Annotated in this window: 22 protein-coding genes; 14 read left to right on the top strand and 8 right to left on the bottom strand. The window is 73.3% G+C overall.

All coding sequences use genetic code 11. The annotated features are described in order from the left end of the window. The coding region (locus E1292_RS22820; RefSeq protein ID WP_132597255.1) for a PHP domain-containing protein at positions 1-414 on the bottom strand (414 nt) is incomplete at its 3' end. Beyond that, positions 414-680: a DUF6504 family protein gene (locus tag E1292_RS22815; RefSeq protein ID WP_165974685.1), complete on the bottom strand. Its 267-nt coding sequence runs from the start codon at positions 678-680 to the stop codon at positions 414-416. The genes E1292_RS22820 and E1292_RS22815, both read right to left, overlap by 1 nt. Before the next feature lie 205 nt (positions 681-885). Here E1292_RS22815 and E1292_RS22810 point away from each other — a divergent pair, with 205 nt between their 5' ends. Both E1292_RS22810 and E1292_RS22805 read left to right on the top strand, forming a co-directional pair. Beyond that, positions 886-1,809 carry a hypothetical protein gene (locus E1292_RS22810; RefSeq protein WP_132597254.1) on the top strand — a complete coding sequence of 308 codons (924 nt, stop codon included), beginning with the start codon at positions 886-888 and terminating at the stop codon, positions 1,807-1,809. A 6-nt stretch (positions 1,810-1,815) separates the two neighbouring features. After that, positions 1,816-3,447, top strand: a complete 1,632-nt coding sequence (locus E1292_RS22805) for a serine/threonine-protein kinase (protein WP_246090274.1) — start codon at positions 1,816-1,818, stop codon at positions 3,445-3,447. A 53-nt stretch (positions 3,448-3,500) separates the two neighbouring features. Here E1292_RS22805 and E1292_RS22800 read toward each other — a convergent pair whose 3' ends face one another. After that, positions 3,501-4,049, bottom strand: a complete 549-nt coding sequence (locus tag E1292_RS22800; RefSeq protein ID WP_132597253.1) for a TetR/AcrR family transcriptional regulator — start codon at positions 4,047-4,049, stop codon at positions 3,501-3,503. A gap of 109 nt (positions 4,050-4,158) precedes the next feature. Between E1292_RS22800 and E1292_RS22795 the strand changes: the two genes are divergently transcribed. The 6 genes from E1292_RS22795 to E1292_RS22770 all read left to right on the top strand — a co-directional run bounded on the left by E1292_RS22795 (position 4,159) and on the right by E1292_RS22770 (position 10,286). After that, positions 4,159-5,754: an ABC-F family ATP-binding cassette domain-containing protein gene (locus E1292_RS22795; RefSeq protein ID WP_439331900.1), complete on the top strand. Its 1,596-nt coding sequence runs from the start codon at positions 4,159-4,161 to the stop codon at positions 5,752-5,754. Beyond that, positions 5,748-6,647: a Vgb family protein gene (locus E1292_RS22790; protein WP_132597252.1), complete on the top strand. Its 900-nt coding sequence runs from the start codon at positions 5,748-5,750 to the stop codon at positions 6,645-6,647. The genes E1292_RS22795 and E1292_RS22790 overlap by 7 nt, the downstream gene beginning before the upstream one ends. Before the next feature lie 421 nt (positions 6,648-7,068). Further along, the gene (locus tag E1292_RS22785) at positions 7,069-8,016 is read left to right on the top strand and encodes a quinone oxidoreductase family protein (protein ID WP_132597251.1); all 948 of its coding nucleotides are present in this window, start codon (positions 7,069-7,071) and stop codon (positions 8,014-8,016) included. 4 nt (positions 8,017-8,020) lie between these two features. Then, the gene (locus E1292_RS22780) at positions 8,021-8,638 is read left to right on the top strand and encodes a LysE family translocator (protein WP_132597250.1); all 618 of its coding nucleotides are present in this window, start codon (positions 8,021-8,023) and stop codon (positions 8,636-8,638) included. A 137-nt stretch (positions 8,639-8,775) separates the two neighbouring features. After that, positions 8,776-9,204 carry a peptidase inhibitor family I36 protein gene (locus E1292_RS22775; RefSeq protein WP_132597249.1) on the top strand — a complete coding sequence of 143 codons (429 nt, stop codon included), beginning with the start codon at positions 8,776-8,778 and terminating at the stop codon, positions 9,202-9,204. Between the two features lie 197 nt (positions 9,205-9,401). Then, positions 9,402-10,286: an SDR family NAD(P)-dependent oxidoreductase gene (locus tag E1292_RS22770; RefSeq protein WP_132597248.1), complete on the top strand. Its 885-nt coding sequence runs from the start codon at positions 9,402-9,404 to the stop codon at positions 10,284-10,286. 530 nt (positions 10,287-10,816) lie between these two features. Here the strand turns inward: E1292_RS22770 and E1292_RS22765 are convergent. After that, complete coding sequence (locus E1292_RS22765; RefSeq protein ID WP_132597247.1) at positions 10,817-12,298, bottom strand: cobyric acid synthase; 1,482 nt, start codon at positions 12,296-12,298, stop codon at positions 10,817-10,819. Positions 12,299-12,433: 135 nt separating this feature from the next. On the opposite strand from E1292_RS22765, the gene E1292_RS22760 reads away from it, so the two are divergent. Then, on the top strand, positions 12,434-13,756 hold the full coding sequence (locus tag E1292_RS22760) for an MFS transporter (protein ID WP_132597246.1): 1,323 nt from the start codon (positions 12,434-12,436) through the stop codon (positions 13,754-13,756). 9 nt (positions 13,757-13,765) lie between these two features. Further along, positions 13,766-14,569 (top strand): MBL fold metallo-hydrolase, encoded by an 804-nt coding sequence (locus tag E1292_RS22755; RefSeq protein ID WP_132597245.1) that lies wholly within the window; start codon positions 13,766-13,768, stop codon positions 14,567-14,569. Between the two features lie 5 nt (positions 14,570-14,574). On the opposite strand, the gene E1292_RS52785 is transcribed toward E1292_RS22755, so the two are convergent. From E1292_RS52785 to E1292_RS22735, 4 genes are all read right to left on the bottom strand, one after another. Beyond that, positions 14,575-14,877, bottom strand: coding sequence for an antitoxin (locus tag E1292_RS52785; RefSeq protein ID WP_132597244.1), 303 nt, complete (start codon positions 14,875-14,877; stop codon positions 14,575-14,577). A gap of 91 nt (positions 14,878-14,968) precedes the next feature. Then, positions 14,969-15,310: a YdeI/OmpD-associated family protein gene (locus E1292_RS22745; RefSeq protein ID WP_132597243.1), complete on the bottom strand. Its 342-nt coding sequence runs from the start codon at positions 15,308-15,310 to the stop codon at positions 14,969-14,971. 12 nt (positions 15,311-15,322) lie between these two features. Next, positions 15,323-16,093 carry an aminoglycoside phosphotransferase family protein gene (locus E1292_RS22740; protein WP_132597242.1) on the bottom strand — a complete coding sequence of 257 codons (771 nt, stop codon included), beginning with the start codon at positions 16,091-16,093 and terminating at the stop codon, positions 15,323-15,325. Between the two features lie 152 nt (positions 16,094-16,245). Continuing rightward, positions 16,246-16,746: a DUF5666 domain-containing protein gene (locus E1292_RS22735; protein WP_132597241.1), complete on the bottom strand. Its 501-nt coding sequence runs from the start codon at positions 16,744-16,746 to the stop codon at positions 16,246-16,248. Positions 16,747-16,882: 136 nt separating this feature from the next. Between E1292_RS22735 and E1292_RS22730 the strand changes: the two genes are divergently transcribed. The 4 genes from E1292_RS22730 to E1292_RS22710 all read left to right on the top strand — a co-directional run bounded on the left by E1292_RS22730 (position 16,883) and on the right by E1292_RS22710 (position 21,065). Further along, positions 16,883-17,545 (top strand): response regulator transcription factor, encoded by a 663-nt coding sequence (locus E1292_RS22730; protein WP_132597240.1) that lies wholly within the window; start codon positions 16,883-16,885, stop codon positions 17,543-17,545. 5 nt (positions 17,546-17,550) lie between these two features. Next, positions 17,551-18,765 (top strand): sensor histidine kinase, encoded by a 1,215-nt coding sequence (locus E1292_RS22725; protein ID WP_220447008.1) that lies wholly within the window; start codon positions 17,551-17,553, stop codon positions 18,763-18,765. Further along, entirely contained in the window at positions 18,762-19,670 is a 909-nt protein-coding gene (locus E1292_RS22720) for a DNA-3-methyladenine glycosylase family protein (RefSeq protein ID WP_132597238.1), read from the top strand. The genes E1292_RS22725 and E1292_RS22720 overlap by 4 nt, the downstream gene beginning before the upstream one ends. 477 nt (positions 19,671-20,147) lie before the next feature. Then, positions 20,148-21,065: an aminoglycoside phosphotransferase family protein gene (locus E1292_RS22710; protein WP_132597237.1), complete on the top strand. Its 918-nt coding sequence runs from the start codon at positions 20,148-20,150 to the stop codon at positions 21,063-21,065. Positions 21,066-21,085 lie beyond the last annotated feature (20 nt).

Raw genomic sequence — 21,085 nt, 5'->3', positions numbered from 1 at the left:
GCCCGCCCACTCGCCGGCCAGCTCGCGGGTCAGCCTGGGCGCGCCCCGCTCGCCGGCGTGGTGGGCGGCCGTGACCAGGCGGCACAGGCGGGACCAGCCGCCCGCGCGGGCCAGCACCGTGACGCGGTCCTCCGCGCCGGGGCCGGTCTTGGGGCGGCGGGGCGGCGGCAGCCCCGGCAGCAGGCTGGGCGCCGGGACGTCGAGCGCGAGGTTCACGCCGAGCACCGGCGCGATGCCGGCCTCGGCGCACGCCTGGACGTGTTTGATCGCGCCGTAGAGCCCGTCGCGGTCGGTCAGCGCCAGGATGTCCATGCCGTGCTCGGCCGCCCGGCTCGCCAGCGCGCGCGGGAAGGCGGTGCCGTAGCGCATGGAGTAGGCCGAGCACACGTTGAGGTGCGGGAACGGGGGCGCCATCAGTCCCACGCCCTCAGCAGCAGCCAGCCGTTGCCGGCGGTGTCGTAGCGCAGCTCGTAGGAGCCCACCTCGCGGCCGGGGCCCGCCTCGACCCGCCAGAACCGGCGCTCGCCCGGATCGCCCTCGCTCGTCTTCCACCACTCGCGCGCGACCACCCAGTGGTCGAGGATCCGGCGCACGAGATAGAGGCGGTCGCGCCAGACGAACTGGGTCGGCTCCCCGTCTCTGGTCCACACCTCTATCGGATCGCCATAGAGTCTGCTCAAGACGCTTCTCCCCGCCGGCTCTGGTCTGTATGTGGAGCCGCCCGGGGGAAGGCGGGCGCTTACCTATCGAACATATGTTCTCAGCGCCCGGAACGCAAGTCGTTCGCCCCCGCCCCCGAGGTGGCCCTTCTTCCCCCGTACGGGGGAAGGGAACGCCTCCTCGTGGGGAGGCGCGGCCGGCGGGGGCCATCGCAGGATGGCGGCCATGAGGAAGCTCTCAGCGGCGGCTCTCGCCCTCGTGTCCGTGGTCCTCTACGGAGGGCTCCGCATCTCCTGGCAGCTCGGGCACATGCCGGAGCGCCTGTCACCGGTCGGTCCCGACCTGGTCGTCTTCACCGGGTGGGGAGCCGTGGCCCTGTGCGGCGCGGCGGCGGTGACGCTCGTGGCCATGATGACCGTCCGTACGGCGGGCCCGGCCAGGACGGCGCTCGCGGCCGTGGCGTGGGCGGTGGGCGGCGCGTTCGTGGTGTCGGGGGCCCTGCTGCTGCTCGACGTCGTCGGCACGGTCATCCCCGGCCTGGGGATCCCGGTCCACCCGCTGGGCGCCGTCAGCAAGGCGGCCTGCGTCGGCTGCGGGTCGCTGGTGTGGCGGTCCGCGCGGGCGTACCGGCGGGTGGAACTCAAAGGGCTGGACCACACGCCGCGCTGGGCGTACGCGGGCGCCTACGTCGCCGTCGGCGGCTTCCTGACGCGGGTCGCGGCGCAGGCGGCGGTCGGGTTCGGGAGCACGCCCTCCGCGGGCGGGACGGCGGTGTTCGAGGCCGGGTTCCTGCTGGCCGGGACGGTGCTGCCGCTGGCGCTCGTGCACAGGTGGGGGCGGGTGTGGCCGAGCTGGGCGCCCGGGCTCGCCGGACGCGCCGTGCCGCGCGGGCTGGTGTTGTGGCCGGCCGTCGCCGTGTCGGGCGGGCTCCTCGCGTACTTCGGGGTCGGGCTCGGGCAGATGGTGGCCGAACGGCTCAGCGGGCGCGTCCCGTTCGGCGCGGGCGACCCGCCGGAGACGTTCTACTGGGTCGCCGTGCCCGCCTACCTCGTGTGGGGGGCCGGGCTGGCCGTGGCGACGTCGGCGTACGCGCGGCGCACACGGGTTCCGTACGGATCTGCCCCGAGCAGGCCGGCATCGGTAAGCTAGCGCGGCGTGAGCGGTGAAACATCCCAGATCGGGCGCTACCGGCTGCTGAACGTGCTGGGCCGAGGTGGGATGGGCACGGTCCACCTTGCCGAGGATCCCGCCGGGCAGCGCGTCGCCGTCAAGGTGATCAACCCGGAGCTCACCCAGCACGAGCAGTTCCGCATGCGGTTCCGCCGGGAGGCCGACGCGGCCCAGCGGGTGCGCAGGTTCTGCACGGCCGCGGTGATCGAGGCCGCTCTCGACGGCGACCAGCTCTACGTCGTCACCGAATACGTGCCCGGTCCCAACCTCGAGGAGGCCGTACGCCAGTCCGGGCCCCTGCGCGGGTCCAGCCTCGACGCGCTGGCCGTCAGCGTGGCCACCGCGCTCACCGCCATCCACGGCGCCGGGGTCGTGCACCGGGACCTCAAGCCGTCCAACGTGCTGCTGTCGCCCGTCGGCCCGCGGGTGATCGACTTCGGCATCGCGCGGGCGCTCGACACGCTCGGCGGCGTCACGGGCACCGGCGAGCTGGTCGGCACGCCCCGCTACATGGCTCCGGAGGTGCTGCGGGGCGAGCCGGTGTCCCCGGCCTGCGACGTGTTCTCGTGGGGCTGCCTGGTGGCGTACGCGGCCAGCGGGCGGGCGCCCTTCGGCGGCGACACGCTGCCGGCGATCGTCTACCAGGTGCTCAACACCGAGCCGGCCCTCGACGCCGTCGAGCCCGGCCTGCGGGAGCTGGTCGGGGCCGCGCTGCGGAAAGACCCGGCCGCGCGGCCGACCGCGCAGCAGCTGCTCGACCATCTCGTGGGGCGGTCGGCCGCGCCGGAGCAGGCGGCGCAGACCGTACAGGTGACCTGGCAGCAGGCCGCCACCGCCCTCTACACCAGCGTGCGGCCGGGTGCGGCGAAGGGGCGCGGCAAGCTGGTCGCCGGGATCGCGGCGGCCACCGCGCTGGTCGTGGCCGGCGGGCTGACGGCGTGGGCGCTGCTCGGCCCCGATGGGCCGCCCGACGACCTGAGCGTCCTCTACCGCGAGGACTTCACGCAGACCACCGGCGGCTGGAACGGCACCTACGACCCGGGGCAGAGCTCCAGTTACGGATACCGCACGGACGGCACCTACGGGCTGGACGTGGAGGAGTACAACGAGGAGCGCTGGGCGAAGGCGCCCATCCCCTTCCTCATCGCCAAGCCCACGACCACGCCCGACCCCTCGGCCACGCCCACGCCGATGTTGCCGTCGTCCGTCGTGGTCGCCGTGACCTCCCAGGTCAAGAGGTCGACAGGCACCGGCGAGTACGGCGTCTACTGCCACAACTCCGACGAGGACGACACCTACTACGAGTTCGGGCTCGACACCAAGGGGCAGGCCAGGATCCGGCGCATCGTCGACGGCGCCGGCGGCACGCTGGCCCAGCCGGTGCAGGTCGACGGGCTGCCCGGCAAGCCCGCCCGCATCGTGGCGTCGTGCGAGCAGCGGGGGACGACGGTGCGGCTGACGTTGTGGGTGAACGACCAGCGGGTGCACCAGGTGGACGACCCCCACGGGATCGGCAACGGCCATGTGGGGTTGTTCGCGCGTACGGCGAAGGACGGCACGTCACTGCTGAAGACGACGTTCGACGACTTCGAGCTGCGCGCCCAGAAGGAGCCCTGAGCGCGCGCCTCAAACGACATCAGCCGGCGGGCGGATCCCGCCCGTGGCCTCGCTCAGAGGACGCCGGCGCGGGCGGCGGCGAGCGCGGCGTCGGCGGCGCGGTCGGCGTCCTGCTCGGTCACCGGCTCGTGCGCGACGAACAGCCGGTAGTAGACGGGGGCGACCGCGACCCTGATCACCTCGCGGACGTCGATGATGTCGGGCAGCTCCCCCCGGGCGACCGCCCGCCGGACCACCTCGGCCGACTGCTCGTGCCGCGCCACGAAGAACTCGTGCAGCGCCCGCGCCGCGTCGGGGTTCTGCATGGCGGCCGCCACGAACGCCGACGAGACCGGCCCCAGCTCCGGATCGTCGAAGCCGGTGCGCACCAGCTGCACGATGCCCCGCAGATCGCCCTTGATCGAGCCGGTGTCGGGGACGGGCCACGGCTCGTCCGTGGCCAGCTCGAGGGCGTCGGAGATCAGCCCCTCGACGTTGCCCCACCTCCGGTAGACCGTCGTCTTGTGCACCCCTGACCGCTCGGCGATGTTCTCCACCGTCAAGCCCGCGTAGCCGCACTCGCCCAGCTCTGCGAGCGTCGCCCGGCGTACGGCGTCGCGCACGCGCGCGCTCCGCCCTCCTGGACGCTTGTTAGACTGCAAAATCTACTCCAGTTGCATTAACCTTCCCCGCATGTCACACTAAAGCTACAGCAGTTGCGATTGGAGTTCTATCCTGATCAGCCTCCGCAAGGTTTCCAAGGCATACGGCGATCGCGCCGTGCTCGTCGACGCGTCCATGGCCGTGGGCCCCGGCGAGCGGGCGGGCATCGTCGGCGACAACGGCTCGGGCAAGTCCACGCTGCTCCGGCTGCTGGCCGGGATCGAGGCGCCCGACGACGGCGAGGTCACCGTGCCGGACGACGCCGGCTACCTCGGCCAGACGCTCGGCCTGCCGCCGTCCCACACGGTCCAGCAGGCGATCGACGCCGCGCTGGCCGGCCTGCGCGCCATGGAGCGCCGGATGCGCGAGCTGGAGTCGTCGCTCACCGACGAGGTCATGGGCGAGTACGGCGAGCTGCTCACGGCGTACGAACTGCGCGGCGGCTACCAGGCTGACGCGCGGGTGGACAAGGCGTTCCACGGGCTGGGCCTGGCCCACGTGGGCCGCGACCGGGTGCTGTCGAGCCTGTCGGGCGGCGAGCAGGCGCGGCTCGGCCTGGCCTGCGTGCTGGCGGCCTCGCCCCGCGTGCTGCTGCTCGACGAGCCGACCAACCACCTCGACGCGCCGGCGCTCGCCTGGCTCGAAGACCGCCTGCGCGAGCACAGGGGCGCGGTGGTCGCCGTGTCCCACGACCGGATCTTCCTCGACCGGGTGGCCACGGCGGTGCTCGAGGTCGAGCGGGGCGCCGTCACCCGGTTCGGCGGAGGCTACACCGGTTTCCTCGCCGCCAAGGCGGCGGCCAGGGCGCGCTGGGAGCAGGCCTACGCGGCGTGGTGCGAGGAGGTGCGCCGGCTGCGCGAGCACGCGGCCACCACGGCGCACCGGGTGGCCGCCGGCCGGCTGATGCGCGACAACAACAAGATGGCCTACGACCGCAACGCGGGGCGGGTGCAGAGCTCGGTCGCCAGCCGGGTCCGCAACGCCCACGAGCGGCTGCGCCGGCTGGAGGCCGACCCGGTCCCCCGCCCGCCGGAGCCGCTCCGCTTCCGCGGCACGTTCGGCGACGCGTCCTCCGCCGCCCCTTCCGGGCCGGAAGGGGCGGCGGGGGACGAACACGGGAGCGCCCCCGCCCGCGTGGTCGTGGAGCTGCGCGACGTAAGCGTCGGCGAGCGGCTGCGGGTGGAGTCGCTGACGATCAGGGCCGGCGACCGCCTGCTGGTCCGGGGCGCCAACGGCGCGGGCAAGTCCACGCTGCTCCAGACCATCGCCGAGCACGCCGAGGGCAGCGTCGGGTTCCTGCCGCAGGAGGTCACGTTCGACCCCGGCCAGACCGTGCTGGACGCCTACGGCCTCGGCTACGCCGACGAGCGCCGGGCGGCCCTGCTCGGCACCGGCCTCTTCCGGCCGCACACCCTCGACCAGAAGGTGGGCGCCCTGTCGGTCGGGCAGCAGCGCAGGCTGGCGCTGGCCAGGCTGCTGGGGCGGGAGCACGACCTGCTGCTGCTCGACGAGCCGACCAACCACCTGTCGCCGGTGCTGGCCGAGGAGCTCGAGCAGGCACTCGACGCCTACGACGGCACGCTCGTCGTGGTGTCACACGACCGCGCCCTCACCCGGCGCTTCCGAGGTAACGAGATCGAGCTCATGAGGGGCACCATATGTTGACCAGGATCAGTGCCGGCGCACCCTACGGCATCACCACAGGGGCGGACGGAGCGTTGTGGTTCACGCTCGTCCACGAAGGGCGCGTCGGCAGGCTGGCGCCCGGCCAGGAGCCGGTGATCCACCAGCTCGACCCGGCCGACGGCCTGCCGACCGTGATCACGCCGGGGCCCGACGGAGCCCTGTGGTTCACCGAGGGCAAGGGCGGGCGGGTCTGCCGCATCACCGCCGAAGGGCAGGTGACGGCGTACGCGGCCGACTCCCCGTACGGCATCGTCATGGGCCCCGACGGCGCCATGTGGTTCACCCAGATGCAGAGCGGCAAGATCGGGCGCATCGCGGCCGACGGGACGCTGAGCGAGTTCCAGGTGCCGGTGGAGGGCGGCATGCCGGCCTTCCTCACGGCGGGGCCCGACGACGCCGTCTGGTTCACCATCAACCAGGGCAACGCCATCGGCCGCGTGTCGATGGCAGGCGAGGTGACCGTCCACCCGCTCCCCACCGAAGCCGGCGCACCGGTGGGCATCACGCTGGGGCCCGACGGGGCGCTGTGGTTCGTGGAGATCGGCGCGGGCCAGATCGGCCGGATCGACACCGCGGGCGACATCACCGAATTCGCCCTTCCCGACCGGGAGGCCCGCCCGCACGCCATCATCACCGGCCCCGACGGCGCCCTCTGGTTCACCGAATGGGCCGCCGGCCGCCTCGGCCGCATCACGGTCGACGGCGTCATCGACCACCGTCCGCTCCCCTCCCTTCCCGACGATCTCGCCCACGGGCCTGACGGCGTGCGCAAGGGCGAGCCGCACGGGCTGACGGTCGGGCCCGACGGGGCGATCTGGGTGGCGCTGGAGGCGGGCGCCCTGGCCCGCATGTCCCCAGGACCGGCGGCCTGACCACCCCGGCGGCGGGCCCGCCCCGTCCTGCGAGCCCGACAAGCCGGCCCGGTCACCGCGGCGCTCGCCGCACCGGCGCCCGCGGTCCGGCCACACCGGCGTTCCCATCCCGGCAACGCCGACGCCCGCCGCTTTCGCCACACCGGCGCCCGCGATCCGGGGCACACCAGACGGTCCCGTTGCCGGGGTGTCCGTCCGGGGTGGTCCGTTCGCAGGCCGATTCGGTTCGGTTTCGTGCTTGACGTGAGGGCCCTTCCCGCGCTGGGGCCGGGTGAGGGCCGTTCCCGCGTTGGGACCGTTACTGGGTGGGAGCCGTCGCGGGGTGAGGCCATTCCCAGGTGGGGCGGTCCAGGGGCAGGATCGCGCCGACACGGTCGGGGCCGGTTGGATCAGGGCGGCGGTGAAGGAGTTGACTAGGGGGATGCAGAGCATCGTCGTTTCCGCTCAGGGCGGCCCAGAGGTTCTCGAATACGCCGAGCGTCCCGACCCGGTGCCGGGTGACGGCGAGGTCGTGGTCGACGTCGCCGCCGCCGGGGTCAACTTCATCGACATCTACCATCGCTCCGGCGCCTACCCGCTCGACCTTCCCACGTCCATCGGCATGGAGGGCGCCGGCACGGTCTCGGCCGTGGGGCCGGGGGTGCGTGACCTCGCCGTGGGCGACACCGTGGCCTGGGCTGACGTCATGGGGAGTTACAGCGGCAAGGTGGTGGTGCCGGCGGCCCGTGCGGTGCCGGTGCCCGATGGCGTGCCGGCCGACGTCGCGGCGGCGGCGATGCTCCAAGGGATGACGGCCCACTACCTCACCCACTCCACCCACGAGGTGCGCGAGGGCGATCAGGTGCTCGTTCACGCCGGGGCGGGCGGCATGGGCCAGCTGCTGATCCGGCTGGCCAAGCTCAAGGGCGCCAAGGTGCACACCACGGTCTCCACCGACGAGAAGGGCGAGCTGGCCCGGCAGGCGGGCGCCGACGAGGTGCTGCGCTACGACGACTTCACCGACGCCCTGCGCGGCAAGATCGACGTCGTGTACGACGGGGTCGGCAGAACGACCTTCGACGGCGGGCTTGAGGTGCTGCGGCCGCGCGGCCTCATGGCCCTGTACGGCGCCGCCAGCGGCCCGGTCCCGCCGCTCGATCCCCAGACGCTCAACCGGAAGGGCTCGCTCTTCCTCACCAGGCCCACGCTCGTGCACCACATCGCGCAACGCGAGGAGCTGCTGCAACGCGCGTCCGACCTGTTCGGCTGGATCTCGGCGGGGCAGCTGACGATCAACGTCTCGCGCCGCTACCCGCTGGCCGAGGCGCGCCAGGCGCACGAAGACCTCGCGGCCCGCCGTACGACGGGAAAGCTCCTCCTCCTACCCTGACAGCATGGACATCGCAGGATCGGTGTTATCGTTCGCCGCCGTGGTCGCCCTGCTCACGCTGACCCCGGGCCTCGACACGGCCCTCATCCTCCGGACGTCGTTGCTGGCGGGCCGGGGGCCGGCCTGGGGCGTGACGCTGGGCATCCAGCTCGGCACCCTGATCTGGGGTGTGCTCACGGCGGCGGGGCTGTCGGCGCTGCTGGCCGCCTCGGAGACGGCCTACCAGGTGCTGCGCTGGGCGGGTGCGGCCTACCTCGTGTGGATGGGCCTGCGCATGATCCTGACCAGGGCGGACGCGCACGCACTGCCGGAGCAGCAGGCGGTCGGGTTCGGGAAGGGGTTCGGCCGCGGGCTGATGACCAACCTGCTCAATCCCAAGGTCGGCGTCTTCTACGTGGCCATGCTGCCGCAGTTCATCCCGGAGGAGGCGCCGCACGCGGTCATGGGGTTGCTGCTGGCCGGGGTTCACGTGGTCGAGGGGCTGCTGTGGAGCGTCGCGCTGATCTGGTTCGCGTCGCTGATGAGCGGGCTCCTGCGCTCGCCCGGCGTGCGGCGGTTCCTCGACCGGCTGACCGGCGTCGTCATCGTCGGCTTCGGCGTGCGCCTGGCGTTCACCGACTGATCGGGAGGTATCCGGCTCGCCAGATCACGATGGCAGCCACAGCAGCAGACGTGTCACTCTCCGCATCTGGATATGTACCGAGCGTTGCGTGAGGGTGGGGTGGTCACACCACCATTCCTCCCGGAGGTGCTCCAACGATGCCCCGTCCCACCATCCTCGCCCGCCTGCTGACCGGCGCGGCCGTCGCCACCGCCGCCGTCGGCGCTCTCGGCCTTCCCGCAGCGGCCGCCCCCGCGCAGGTCCTGCCCCCCGACGTGATCCGGCTCGGCCCCGGCGAGCCGTGCCCGCCCGCCACGCTCTGCCTGTACCGCGACTACGGCCGCAACGGCCCGGCCTACGGCATAGGCGCCGGCCACGACGTCGACCTGCGCGCCCTGCCCATGCCCAGTGGCGTCGGCGGCCCTTCCGCCGCTGACAACGTCTCCTCCTGGGTCAACGCCACCCACAGCGTCGCCCTGCTGATCGACCGCGACGGCAGCCTGCCCCGCCCGCTGTTCCCGCACCGGCCCTTGGAGGAGCCGCCCGCCTCGAACGACTCCGTCGACGTGGTGGCCTGGCCACGTTGACGGCCCCCGGTCGTGCAGATCGCGCGAGCGACTCGAGGCCGTCGCCGCCCGACCTCGCCCCGACCAGAAAGACGCTCGGCCGCGACCACCGGCCGAGCGTCTGCTTCACGCGTTCCCTTGTTCGCGCGATGCCACGCCAATCATCTTATAGAATATCTAAAAGTAGAGAGTCTCTACCTTTATGTTAGGGTGCGGGCATGGACTTACCGAACACCACGTCGTTCATCACCGGAGCAGCGCAAGGCATCGGCCTCGGCATCGCCCGTGCCATCGCCCGCGAGGGCGGCAGGCTCGCCATCGCCGACATCGACGACGCCGCACTCGGCGAGGCCGCCGCCGAGCTGGCCGAGCTGACCGAGGTGGCCGCCTTCCACCTCGACGTACGCGACCGCGAGGCCTACGCTCGCGTGGCGGACGAGGCCGAAGCGCGGCTCGGCCCCGTCATGGTGCTGTGCAACAACGCCGGGCTCGCGTTTCCCGAGCGGCCCGCGGACATGACCTACGAGTTGTGGGACCTCGCCCTGGACATCAACCTCGGCGGCGTCGTCAACGGCGTCCAGACCTTCCTGCCCCGCATGCTCCGCCGCGGCGGGCCCGCGCACATCGTGAACACCGCCTCCGCCGCCGGGTTGATCGGCGCGGGCGTCGGCCCGATGTACACCTCGTCGAAGTTCGCCGTCGTGGGCCTGTCGGAGTCGCTGCGCCACCAGCTCGAAACGGCGGGGCATCCCGTCGGCGTCACGGTCCTGTGTCCCGGCGGTGTCGCCTCCAACATCGCCCGGTCCTCTCGTTCCCTGGTCGCCAGCCAGCACGGCGGCCCAGAACTCAGACGAGCCCAGGACAGGATCGACCAGCTCATGCCCAGGATCGATGCCGCCGTGGCGCGTTTCGGCGTCCCCACCGACACCGTCGGCGACCTCGTGATCAGAGCCGTCCGGGCGAATGACCTGTACGTGCTCACCGACCGCGCGGGAATCGACCTCGTCACCGCCCGCACCCGAGCCATCCTGTCGGCCATGCCCGAAACCGGCCCGGTCGAGGGGGACCTGGACAACGTCCGCGCCGCGGTCCACGAACCGTGAGCGCCCCCATATGGTGTCGGGATGACGGGGCAGACAGCCAAGATCGAGTCGCGTTGCCATGGGTGCGGGGGCACCCTGGTCCGCCAGGTCAACCAGTTCGTCGACCGCGGACAGTTGTGGTGGGATGCCGAGGCCTCCTGCGCGTCCTGCGGTGACGGCTGGTGCGAGCACTCGGATTCAGGCCGGCCGCCGGAAGATGTCCGCGCTGCCCTGCTGCGGCGCATGGCCCAAGCCGACTGCGCGTGGTCGGTCCAGTGCCTGACCTGGCCTCGATCTTGAGGGTTCTGCGAGAGGTCTGGGAGGCGCCGCTTCCCCGGGCTCGTGAACTCGCCGACGAGCTCACTGACACCGGCTTGGTCGGGACGCCGGCGGAGATGGAGTTCCTGCGCATCCGGCTGCGAAGCCGTGGCGTCGCGGCCGAGGTGAGGTCCGATGGCAGCCCCGAGCGGATCCCCCCATAGCCGGTCCTCAGCTGCCAAGGAGGCCCGGGGCGCTCGCGTGACGACGGGAGCCGTCGGCCGGGTGGTGCATCAGGGGACGCCTGGGGGCAGGACGGGCAGTTCGGAAGGGCCGTGCTCGATGAGCCGGAGCAGGGCGGCGGTGTCGAGGTGCCGCTCGACGAGGTCGCCGAGCGCGTCGAGCCGTTCTTCTCTCAGCCGGGCGAAGTCGGTGCCCGGAGCCGGGACGAAGGCCCGCCCCGCGCGATCGGCCACGTCGGCCAGGAAGGCGCGGCGGAAGCCGTCGTTCTCCAGGGCGCCGTGCCAGGTGGTGCCCCAGACGTGACCGGCCCGGCACCCGTCGAGGAACGGCTCGCCGCCCTCCACGGTCGCCCGGCCGTGATGGATCTCGTACGCGCGTACGGGCTGCCCGTACGCGACGCCCTCCGGCCGGCCGAGCCGCTTGTCCGGCGCGAACTCGACCCGTACCGGCAGCCGTCCCAGCCCGTCGACCCGGCCCGCGCCGGACTCGACCGTGTCGACGATCTCCCGCCCCAGCATCTGGAACCCGCCGCAGATACCCAGCACGGGCCCCTCCCTGTCGCCGATCGCCGCCGCCAGGCCGGTCGCGCGCAGCCACGCCAGGTCGTCGACCGTGGCCCGGGATCCGGGCAGCACCACCAGGTCGGCGTCGTCCAGCTCGATCGGATCGGTCACGAAACGCACCACCACGCCCGGCTCGGCGGCCAGGGCGTCCAGGTCGGTGAAGTTCGAGATCCTGGGCAGCCGTACGACCGCCACCCGCAGGGTCTGCCGGCCGTACGGCGGGCCGGTGGCCACCCTGCGGCCGTCGAGGGCCAGGGAGTCCTCCACGTCGAGCCAGAGCCCGTCGAGCCAGGGCAGCACGCCGTAGACCGGGCGTCCCGTCAGGCGTCTGAGCATGTCGAGCCCGGGTTCGAGCAGTTCGGCGGCGCCGCGGAACTTGTTCACAACAAATCCGGCAATGTGGGATTGGTCGGCGGCGTCCAGCAGCCCCACCGTGCCGTAGAACGCGGCGAACACCCCTCCCCTGTCGATGTCGCCGACCACGATCACGGGCAGGTTCGCGGCCCTGGCCAGGCCCATGTTGGCGATGTCGGCCCGGCGCAGGTTGATTTCGGCAGGGCTGCCCGCGCCCTCGCACACCACCACGTCGTACTGCTTTCTGAGCCTGCCCAGCGCCTCCAGCGCCGTGGTGCGGAGCAGGTCCTTCAGCGCGCCGTACTCCATCGCGTCGACGTCCGCGACCGGGCTGCCCATGAGCACGACCTGGCTGCGGCGGTCGCTGCCCGGCTTGAGCAGGACGGGGTTCATGTCCGCGACGGGTTCGACGCCGGCGGCCTGCGCCTGCATGGCCTGCGCCCGGCCGATCTCGGCGCCCTCGGCGGTGACGTACGAGTTGAGCGACATGTTCTGGGCCTTGAAGGGCGCGACGCGGACGCCTCGGCGGGCGAGCCAGCGGCAGATGCCGGCGGTGACCACGCTCTTGCCCGCGTCGGACGTGGTGCCCGCGACCAGCAACGCTCCCTTGACCATGCGAGCACCGTACCGGAGCCGACCGCTCACGAAATTCCGTGAAATCCCCCATTTACGAATGCTGTGACTTCTGCCACTCTGGCTAGAACGTAGCCCTAGAACGAGATTCTAGAGTTCCCTACTGAAAGGGTGGGCATGGTCGGTACGTTGGGCTCGCCACGCGCCGGCGCCATCGACGCGCAGGCCCGCGCGCCATTCGGCTGGGCGCCGCTGATCGTTCTCTTCATCGTCGGACTCGTCGACCGCATCGAGCACAACCTCCTGTCGGGCGTGCTCCCCCTCATCCAGCGCGAATGGGGCTTCAGCGACACCGCCGCCGGCTCCATCCCGACGGCCGCCGCCCTGGCCGCCGCGATCGTGTCGCTGCCCGCCGGCTACCTGGCCGACCGGTTCAGCCGTACGCGGATCATCGCGGTGGTCGTCTTCGTCTGGGCGATCGCCACGCTCGGCTCCGGCCTGGCCACCGGCTTCGCCATCTTCTACCTGATGCGGGTGCTGCTGGCCGCGGCCGAGAACATCGACAACCCGGCCGCGGGCAGCCTGCTCGCCGACTACTACCCGCCGGTCAGCCGCGCGAAGGCGTACGGGCTGACCCGCGTCACCACCTACCTCGGCGGCATCGGCACGCTGCTCGGCGGCGTGCTGGCCGAGATGTTCTCGTGGCGCACTGCGTTCCTCGTCATGGTCGTCCCCGGCGTCCTCACGGCGCTGCTGGTCTGGTTCCTGCGCGAGCCGCGCCGCGGCGAGCTGGACCGGCTGGTGGCCAAGGGCGAGGCCGCCCCCGCCACGCCCGCGGCGGAGCCGAAGCCGCCGTTCTGGCGGCAGTTCAGGCAGGTGCTGGCCATCCCCACGCTGATCTTCGTCTGCGTCGGGCTGTCCTTCCTCACCCTCGGCCTGGCAGGCATCTTCTACTGGCTGCCGACGCTCATGGTGCGCGGCTTCGGCGTCGGCGTGGGGACCGCCGGCTCGCTGAGCGGCCTGATCACCGTCGCGGGCACGCTGACGGGCACCCTGGTCGGCTCGTGGCTGGGCCGCAAGTGGCACGGCAGCCGCAAGGGCGGCCGGCTGCTCGCGGGCGGCGGCGGCATCACCGCCGGCTCGCTGGTGCTGGCGGTCGCGCTGTCGATGGACTCGATCGCCGCGCTGACGGCGCTCGTGCTGCTGGCCTGCTCCCTGATGTCGATCGCGATCCCCAACATGATGGCGTGCGTGGCCGACGTGGTGCCGGCCGCCTCGCGGGGTCTCGGCTTCGCGGTGCTGCAACTGCTCATCACGGCGGGCGGCGCCTTCGGCTCGCTCATCGTCGGCATCGCCTCGGACCGGCTCGGCTCGCTGCTGTCCGGCATGTACCTGCTGGTGATCCCGATGGTGGTCGGCGGCCTGCTCACGCTCGGGGCGCGGGCCTCGTTCGAGCGCGACGCGCGCAGGGTCCTGGAGGACGCCGCCCGCCGGCCCTAGGCTGGACGGATGCCGTCCGACCTGCCCATCTGCCGCACCTGCGGCGTCCAGTACGGCGAGCCGCGCGCCGACTGCCCGATCTGCGAGGACGAACGCCAGTACGTGGGGTGGAACGGCCAGCAGTGGACGACCCTGGCCGGGCTGGCGGACGAGGGCCACCGCGGACGTGTGGCGGCGGAGGGCCCCGGCGTGCTGGGCATCGGCACCGCCCCGCCCACGGCCATCGGCCAGCGCGCCCTCCTCGTCCGCACACCGGCGGGCAACGTCATGTGGGACATGGTCTCCTACCTGGACGATCAGCTGATCGCCGAGGTCGGAGAGCTGGGCGGGCTGGCGGCCATCGCCATCAGCCACCCCCACTTCTACGGCTCCATGATCGAATGGTCGCGGGCCTTCGGCGACGTCCCGATCTACATCCACGCCGCCGACCGCCGGTGGGTGGCCCGCCCCGACGACGCGGTGGTCCTCTGGGAGGGCGACACCCACCAGATAGCGGACGACCTGACGCTGATCAACGCGGGTGTGCACTTCGCGGGCGGCCAGGTGCTGCACTGGTCGGGCGGCGACGGCGCGCTGTTCTCGGGCGACATCGTCCAGGTCGTCCAGGACCGGCGCTGGGTGAGCTTCATGTACAGCTATCCCAACTACATTCCCGAACGACCGCACACCGTGCGCCGCGCCCTGTCGCTGCTGGAGCCGTACGCGTTCGACCGGGTCTACGGCGGCTGGTGGAACCGCGTCGTCCACACGGACGGCGCGGCGGCCGTGCGCCGTTCGGCCGAGCGTTATCTCGGCTTCGTCGAGGAACGCTGAGCGTCTCAGCCCTGCGGCGGCCTGCGCTGCTGCTCCTGCGTGCCCGGCTGTTCCTGCCCCTGCTCCTGCGGGCCCGCCTGCCCCTGCTCCTGCTGGGCGCGCCGCTGCTCCTCCTCCTGGCCCGCGGGGGCTCCGCCGCCGTAGCGCCGCTGCACCGAGTCGGCCCCCTTGCTGATCTGCTCGTCGTACTTGTGCCCGGTGCGCTCCTTGGCGTACTGCTCGGCGCGGTCGATCACCTGATCGAACTGCTTGGGGTGCCCCCTGGCCAGGTTCTCCGCCTTCTTCAGCCATTCTCCGATGCGGCTCATGACCGTCTCCCCGTTCCTTCAGACTGCAGTCGCCCCCTACCCGGACCTGAACCCAAGATGTTTCGCCAGGTCGTCGGGCTTGCCGCCGGGGTCATGCCAGCTCGGCGAGCGCTCTGGCCAGGCGGGCTTCCCGCCCGGCAGGGGTCCTGGCCTTCAGCAGCGGCAGGATCAGCCGGTAGCGGCCGGTCCTGCCGAGCGCGTCGAAGCGGGCCGCGGCCCGCGGCCGGGCCGCCAGCGCCTCGGCCAGGTCGGGCGGGACGGTGACGTCGCGCCGGGCGGCGTAGGCGGCGGCCCAGCGGCCGTCCGCCTGCGCGGCGGCCACCTCGGCCAGGCCGGGCGGCCGCATGCGACCGGCGGCGGTCAGCGCCTCCACGCGCTCGACGTTCACCTGCGACCAGGGGCTGCGCTTGCGGCGGCGGGAGTAGCGCTGCAGGAAGCGGTGAGGTCAGCCGAACAGCGGCCGGTTCGCCACGCTCCAGGCGATCCTGCGGCCCACCTCGTCGAGGTATCCCTCCTCGACCCACTGGGCCTGCGGCTGGTGCCCCGCTTCCGCCATCGTGCGGACCAGGGCGGCCACACCCCGCTGGACGTCGATCACCCTGTCGGCCAGGCCGGCGGCGCCGGCGAGACCGTAGGCGGCGGCGAACGACTCCATCCGGTGGCGGCGGTCGGGCGGCTCGGGGTAGCGCAGCCAGCGCAGGCACTCGGCGTCGTCGCGGAAGGGCGCGAGGTGTTCCAGGGCGTAGGCGACGTCGTACAGGCGCTCCGCCGGCCGGGCGTAGTCCCAGTCGAGGATCCCGACGGGGACGTCCCCCTGCCAGACGATGTTCCACGGCCCGAAGTCGCCGTGACAGACCAGCTCGCCGCCGCCCAGCCCGCGCTGCCCCGTGTGCCAGACGAGCTCCTCCGGCGGATCGAAGCCGGCGACCGCGTCGTGGTAGGCGCGCAGCAGCCGGGCGCACGTCTCCAGCCCGGCGTCGCCGACCACCCTCGCCCAGCCCTGCGGCCCGGACTCGCCCTCCAGGTAGGTGAGGACCTCGCGTCCCTGCTCGTCGATCCCGAGCACCCGCGGCGCGTAGGGGAACCCGGCGCCCTCCAGATGCCGGAGCAGCGCGTGGACCGCCGGCGTCCAGGGCTGGACCGGCCTGCGCACGGTGTCGCCCACGCGCACCACCCGGCGATGCGGAGTGTCCTGCAGCACGATCTCCTCGGCCATGGGAACGCGGGCTCCTTCCCTCGGATCGCCCGGCGCGGCGCCGGTCCGGCTCCTCACGATGCCATGCCGGTCGGAGCGCGGCGGCGAAACGCTCGCGGGACGTCGCCCCCGCGGCGCGGAGAGGGCTCAACCGCCGCGCCGCGGGGACGCCGTCACGACCGGAACGCGGGCAGGTCCAGGTCACGCGGGTGCGGCAGGCCTCCCTTCCGCCGGTCCTTCAGGCGTTCCCGCAGCTCGCGGAGGTCCGGCGGCGAGTTCGTCACGAAGGACGCGGTCCGCGTGCCGCCCTCGCGCGTGCCGGCGACCATGACGTCGTCGCCCGCCTCCAGGTCGGACACGGACGCGTCGTCCTTCCCATCCGCGCGCACCTCGGTGTCGCCGTTGAGCACCCAGGTCCAGCTCGTGCCGTCGGCGCTCCTGACCGTCATCGACGTGCCGGAGACCTCGGTGATCCGGCCCCGCTGGCGGTTGCGCACCGTCGTCCGGCCGTCGTCGTCGCGCGTCACGCTCTCGCCGTACAGCACCTCGCCCCATCTCGGCAGGCCCGCGGAGAAGGCCGGGGGCGAGGTGGCACTCGGCGCCGCGGCGTACGCCGCGCTGCCGAGCCCTCCCACGAGCACGGCCGCCGTCGCGATGGCCACCAGGTGTTTCATGTGATTCCTCCTTGTCGGTCGCCAGGCAGTCTCCGGCGGCGGCGCTAACACGGGCGTAACACCGCTTGGCGTTACGCCCGCGTTATCGGGTCGCCGCCAGGGTGGAGGGCAGAGGCGACGCGCGGCGGAGGTTGCGATGCGGGTGCTGGTCGTGGAGGACCAGGCGGATCTGGTGGAGATCCTGCTGGAAGGGCTCCGGGCCGAGGGCATGGCGGTGGACGCGGCGTTCGGCGGGGCGAGCGCGCTGGAGCAGCTCGCGGTCAACCGGTACGACGTCGTCGTGCTGGATCGCGACCTGCCGGACGTGCACGGCGACCAGGTGTGCACGGAGCTGGTGGCGGGCGGCGCCCACCCGCGGGTGCTCATGCTCACCGCGGCGGGCACGCTCGGCGACCGGGTCGAAGGGCTCGGCCTGGGCGCCGACGACTACCTGGCGAAGCCGTTCGCCTTCGCCGAGCTGGTGGCGCGGATCCGGGCGCTGGCGCGGCGGTCCAACCCGGCGCTCCCGCCCGTGCTCGCGTACGACGACCTCACCGTGGACACCGCACGCCGCGTGGCCACCCGCGCCCTGCGGCCCCTGGACCTGACGCTCAAGGAGTTCGGCGTGCTGGAGGTGCTGCTGGGCGCGCGCGGAGCCGTCGTCACCAGCGAGGAGCTGCTGGAACGGGTCTGGGACGCCCACACCGACCCGTTCACCAACACCGTCAGGGTCACGATGATGCGCCTGCGCCGCAAGCTCGGCGAGCCGGGCGTCATCGACACCGTGCCCGGCGCGGGCTACCGGATCGGCCGGCCATGACGGCGGTGGGGTCGATCGCTCGGCTGCGTCCCGCCGCCACCATCCGGCTGCGCCTGACCGTGCTGTACGGCGGGCTGTTCGTGGCGGTCGGCGTGCTGCTCCTCACGATCACGTACGGGCTGTTCGCGCGCCAGCTCCAGGCGCGCGGGCGGGGCGTCCCCCGGCCGGACCCGCCCGTCCTGTCCCCCTACGCGAACGATCCCGGATCCATCCGTGAACGGATCGTCGAGGCGCTCGCCCAGCAGCGGGCCGAGGCGCTCAGCGAGCTGCTCACGCAGTCCGTGCTCGCTCTCGCGCTCGTGTCGATCGTCGCGACGGCGCTCGGGTGGGTGATGGCGGGACGGGTGCTGGGCCCGCTGCGCGACATCACCGCGGCCGCGCGGCGGTTGTCGACGCACAACCTCGACGAGCGCATCAATCTGCGCGGCCCGCGCGACGAGCTGAAAGAGCTCGCCGACACGATCGACGCCATGCTCGGCAGGCTGGCGGCGGCGTTCGAGGCGCAGCGCCGCTTCGTCGCCAACGCCTCGCACGAACTGCGGACCCCGCTCACCGTGCAGCGCGCCGCCGTCGACGTCGCGCTCGCGCGCCCCTCGCTGGAGTCGCTGCTGACCATGGCCAGGCGGATCCGCGCCGCGACCCGGCGCCACGAGCACCTCATCGCCAGCCTGCTCGCCCTCGCCCGCAGCGAGCGAGGGATCGAGCGCTACGAGCCCGTCGACCTCGCGGCGGCCGTACGGGACGCCCTCGCCGCGGCGGCGGGCGACATCGAGCTCAAGGGCCTGCGGCTCGCGCACGCGCTCGCCCCCACACCCCTGTCAGGCGATCCGGTGCTGCTGGAACGGCTGGCCGGCAACCTCGTCGAGAACGCGGTCCGGCACAACGCCGAAGGCGGCTGGATCGACGTGCGCACGGAGGCCGGGCCCGGCTCGGTGACGCTGCACGTCGCCAACAGCGGCGCGCGCGTCGCCCCCGAGGCGGTGGCCGCGCTCTTCGAGCCGTTCCGCAGGCACGCCCCCGACCGGGCCGGCGGGGCAGGACAGGGGCACGGGCTCGGCCTGTCCATCGTCGCCGCGATCACCCACGCCCACCTGGGCCGCTACGCCGCCAGGGCCAGGGAGGAAGGCGGGCTCGAGGTGTCGGTCACCCTGCCGCGAGGCGCCCACACCCCCGTGCCGGCTGCCAAGGACGCGCGTGCCGCCCCTACCATTCGCGCATGACCACGTACGACTTCACGCTCACCGCCGAGGGCCCGTTCGACTTCGGCGCCTCGCTGCGCTTCGTCGAGGAGTGGCCGGCGACCAGCGCGCTGCCGTCCGACGGCCGCTCGCTGCGCTTCGCCTACAACGCGGAGGCCGACTGGCTGCCCATCGGGGTGACCGCGACGGCCGCGCCCGGCGGGGTCGCCGTCACGACCACCCGCCCGGCAGGGCCGGACATCCGGGGGGAGGTGGCGCGCATCCTCTCCCTCGACGTCGACGGCGCCGGCTTCGCCAAGCTCGGCGAGGCCGACCCGGTGCTCGGCGACCTGCAGCGGCGCAGCCCGGGCCTGCGGCCGGTGTGCTTCTGGAGCCCGTGGGAGGCGGCCTGCTGGGCGGTGATCGTGCAGCGGTCGTCGATGGTCATCACCTCCCGGCTCAAGCAGCGCATCGCCGAACGTCACGGCGCCCGGGTCACCGTGGACGGGCGGACGTACGCGGCCTTTCCGCCACCCGTGTCCCTGCTGGACGCCGGCGGTCTCGGGCTGCCGGGCCAGAAGGAGGAGTGGCTACGCGGCCTGGCCCGCGCGGCCCTCGACGGCGTGCTCACCACCGAGCACCTGCGCTCGCTCTCCCCCGAGGACGCCCTCGCCGAGCTCCGTGCCCTGCCCGGGGTCGGGCCGTTCTCCGCGGGCCTCATCCTGATCCGCGGCGCGGGCGCGCCCGACGCGTTCCCCGGTGACGAGCCGCGCCTGTTCGCCATCCTGCGCGAGGCGTACGGCCTGCCGGAGGACGCGCCGCCCGCCGCGTACCGGAGGCTGGCCGAGGCGTGGCGGCCGTACCGCTCCTGGGCTTCCTTCCTGTTCCGGGCGTCCACGTACGGGGTGGCGGAGGGCCGGGCCACCGGCGCGCAAGAGCACAGGTAATCGATTTCTGACGACCTGCGCCGGCTCCTCACACGCTGCCGGGGAACGGCGGCCGTCCGGGCCGGGAAACGCACGATCACCTCCTTGGTCTCGGTGAACGGCCCGTCGGAGACCAGCACCTCGCCGTTGCGCACGCGTACGGTCGTGGCCGCGGACGTGGGGGCCAGCGCGTCGCCGTCGAGGCGGCGGCCGCGGGCGTCGTTCTCCGCCACCCACGCCTCGATGTCCGGCATATCCGACCGTGGTCCCACGGCCATGACACGGGGAGCACGCACCGCGCCCTCCCCCAGTACCCGCGCCTGGCGTACGCCCGTGTGAGTGTGCAGACACGACGCGCGACCGGGAGTCATCGCTCCACGCCTGAATCCGCTCCGGCACGCAGAGGCGGCACCGCGCGGCGGGGTGAACCCTCGCGGCGCGAGGGCCCCGTACCCGGGGCTGGACATCGAGGATGGACCGCGCCTCTCGTATGATCCGGTGAACGCGAGGGAAGGCAGGGCGATGGCGGACGGGCAGACGCCTCCGGGTGCTCGCCCCGGCCGGCCGCCTGGCCGTGACCTGCGGCCGGTGACGGGCGGCCGGTTCGCCACCCACGACCTCGAGCTCCGCGACGGCGTCGTGGTCAAGCGCTACCGGTCGTGGGAGCGGCAGGAGCCCCTGCGGGAGTGGGAGGCGCTGACCGTGCTCGCCGCGCACGCGCCCGGTCTCGCGCCGGCGCCGGTCGCGGCCGCCCTGGACACGGTGCCTCCCAGCGTGACGATGACCCGGCTGCCGGGCATCCCGCTGCGCGGCGAGCGTACGACGGACGAGCAGGTCGGAGCGCTGGCCGACGCCCTCGGCCGGTTGCGCGCAGCGGTGCCCGCCGCGGTCCTGGCGTCCATGCGGCCGGCCGTGTGGACCCCGGCCACGGCCGTGGCGAAGGCCCGGACCTGGGCCGCCGGGCAGCGGCCAGGTCCCGCGGACGACCCCGTCGCGCGGAAGGCGCACGCGCGAGGGACGGCATGGCTGGCCGGCCCGGACCCTGACGAGCTGCTCGTCGACCCGTTCCCTCCGGTCCTCGGGCAGGGGGACGGCAATCGCGCCAACTACCTGTGGGACGCGCACGACCGCCGGATCCGCCTCCTGGACTGGGAGGACTCCGGCAGCAGTGACGGCGCGTTCGAGCTGGGCGATCTCCTTGAGCACGTCTCGCGGCTCGAGGGCGACCTCGACGCGGCGCGGCTGCTGGACCGCCTCGGGCTCACGCGGGCGGAGCGCGCCCGCGTGCTGGGTTTCCGGCGGCTGATCGCGTTCACCTGGTTCCTCCTGCTCGGGCCGGAGGGACCGTTCGCCGCGCGCAACCCGGCCGGGTCGTGGGAGCGGCAGGCCGGGCGGGTGCTGGAGCTGCTCGGCTGACCGCGGGACGGCCGGCGCAT

It is taken from the genome of Nonomuraea deserti, from assembly GCF_004348685.1.
In the GTDB taxonomy this organism is placed as follows: domain Bacteria; phylum Actinomycetota; class Actinomycetes; order Streptosporangiales; family Streptosporangiaceae; genus Nonomuraea; species Nonomuraea deserti.
This window is presented reverse-complemented; position numbering and strand designations above follow the sequence as displayed.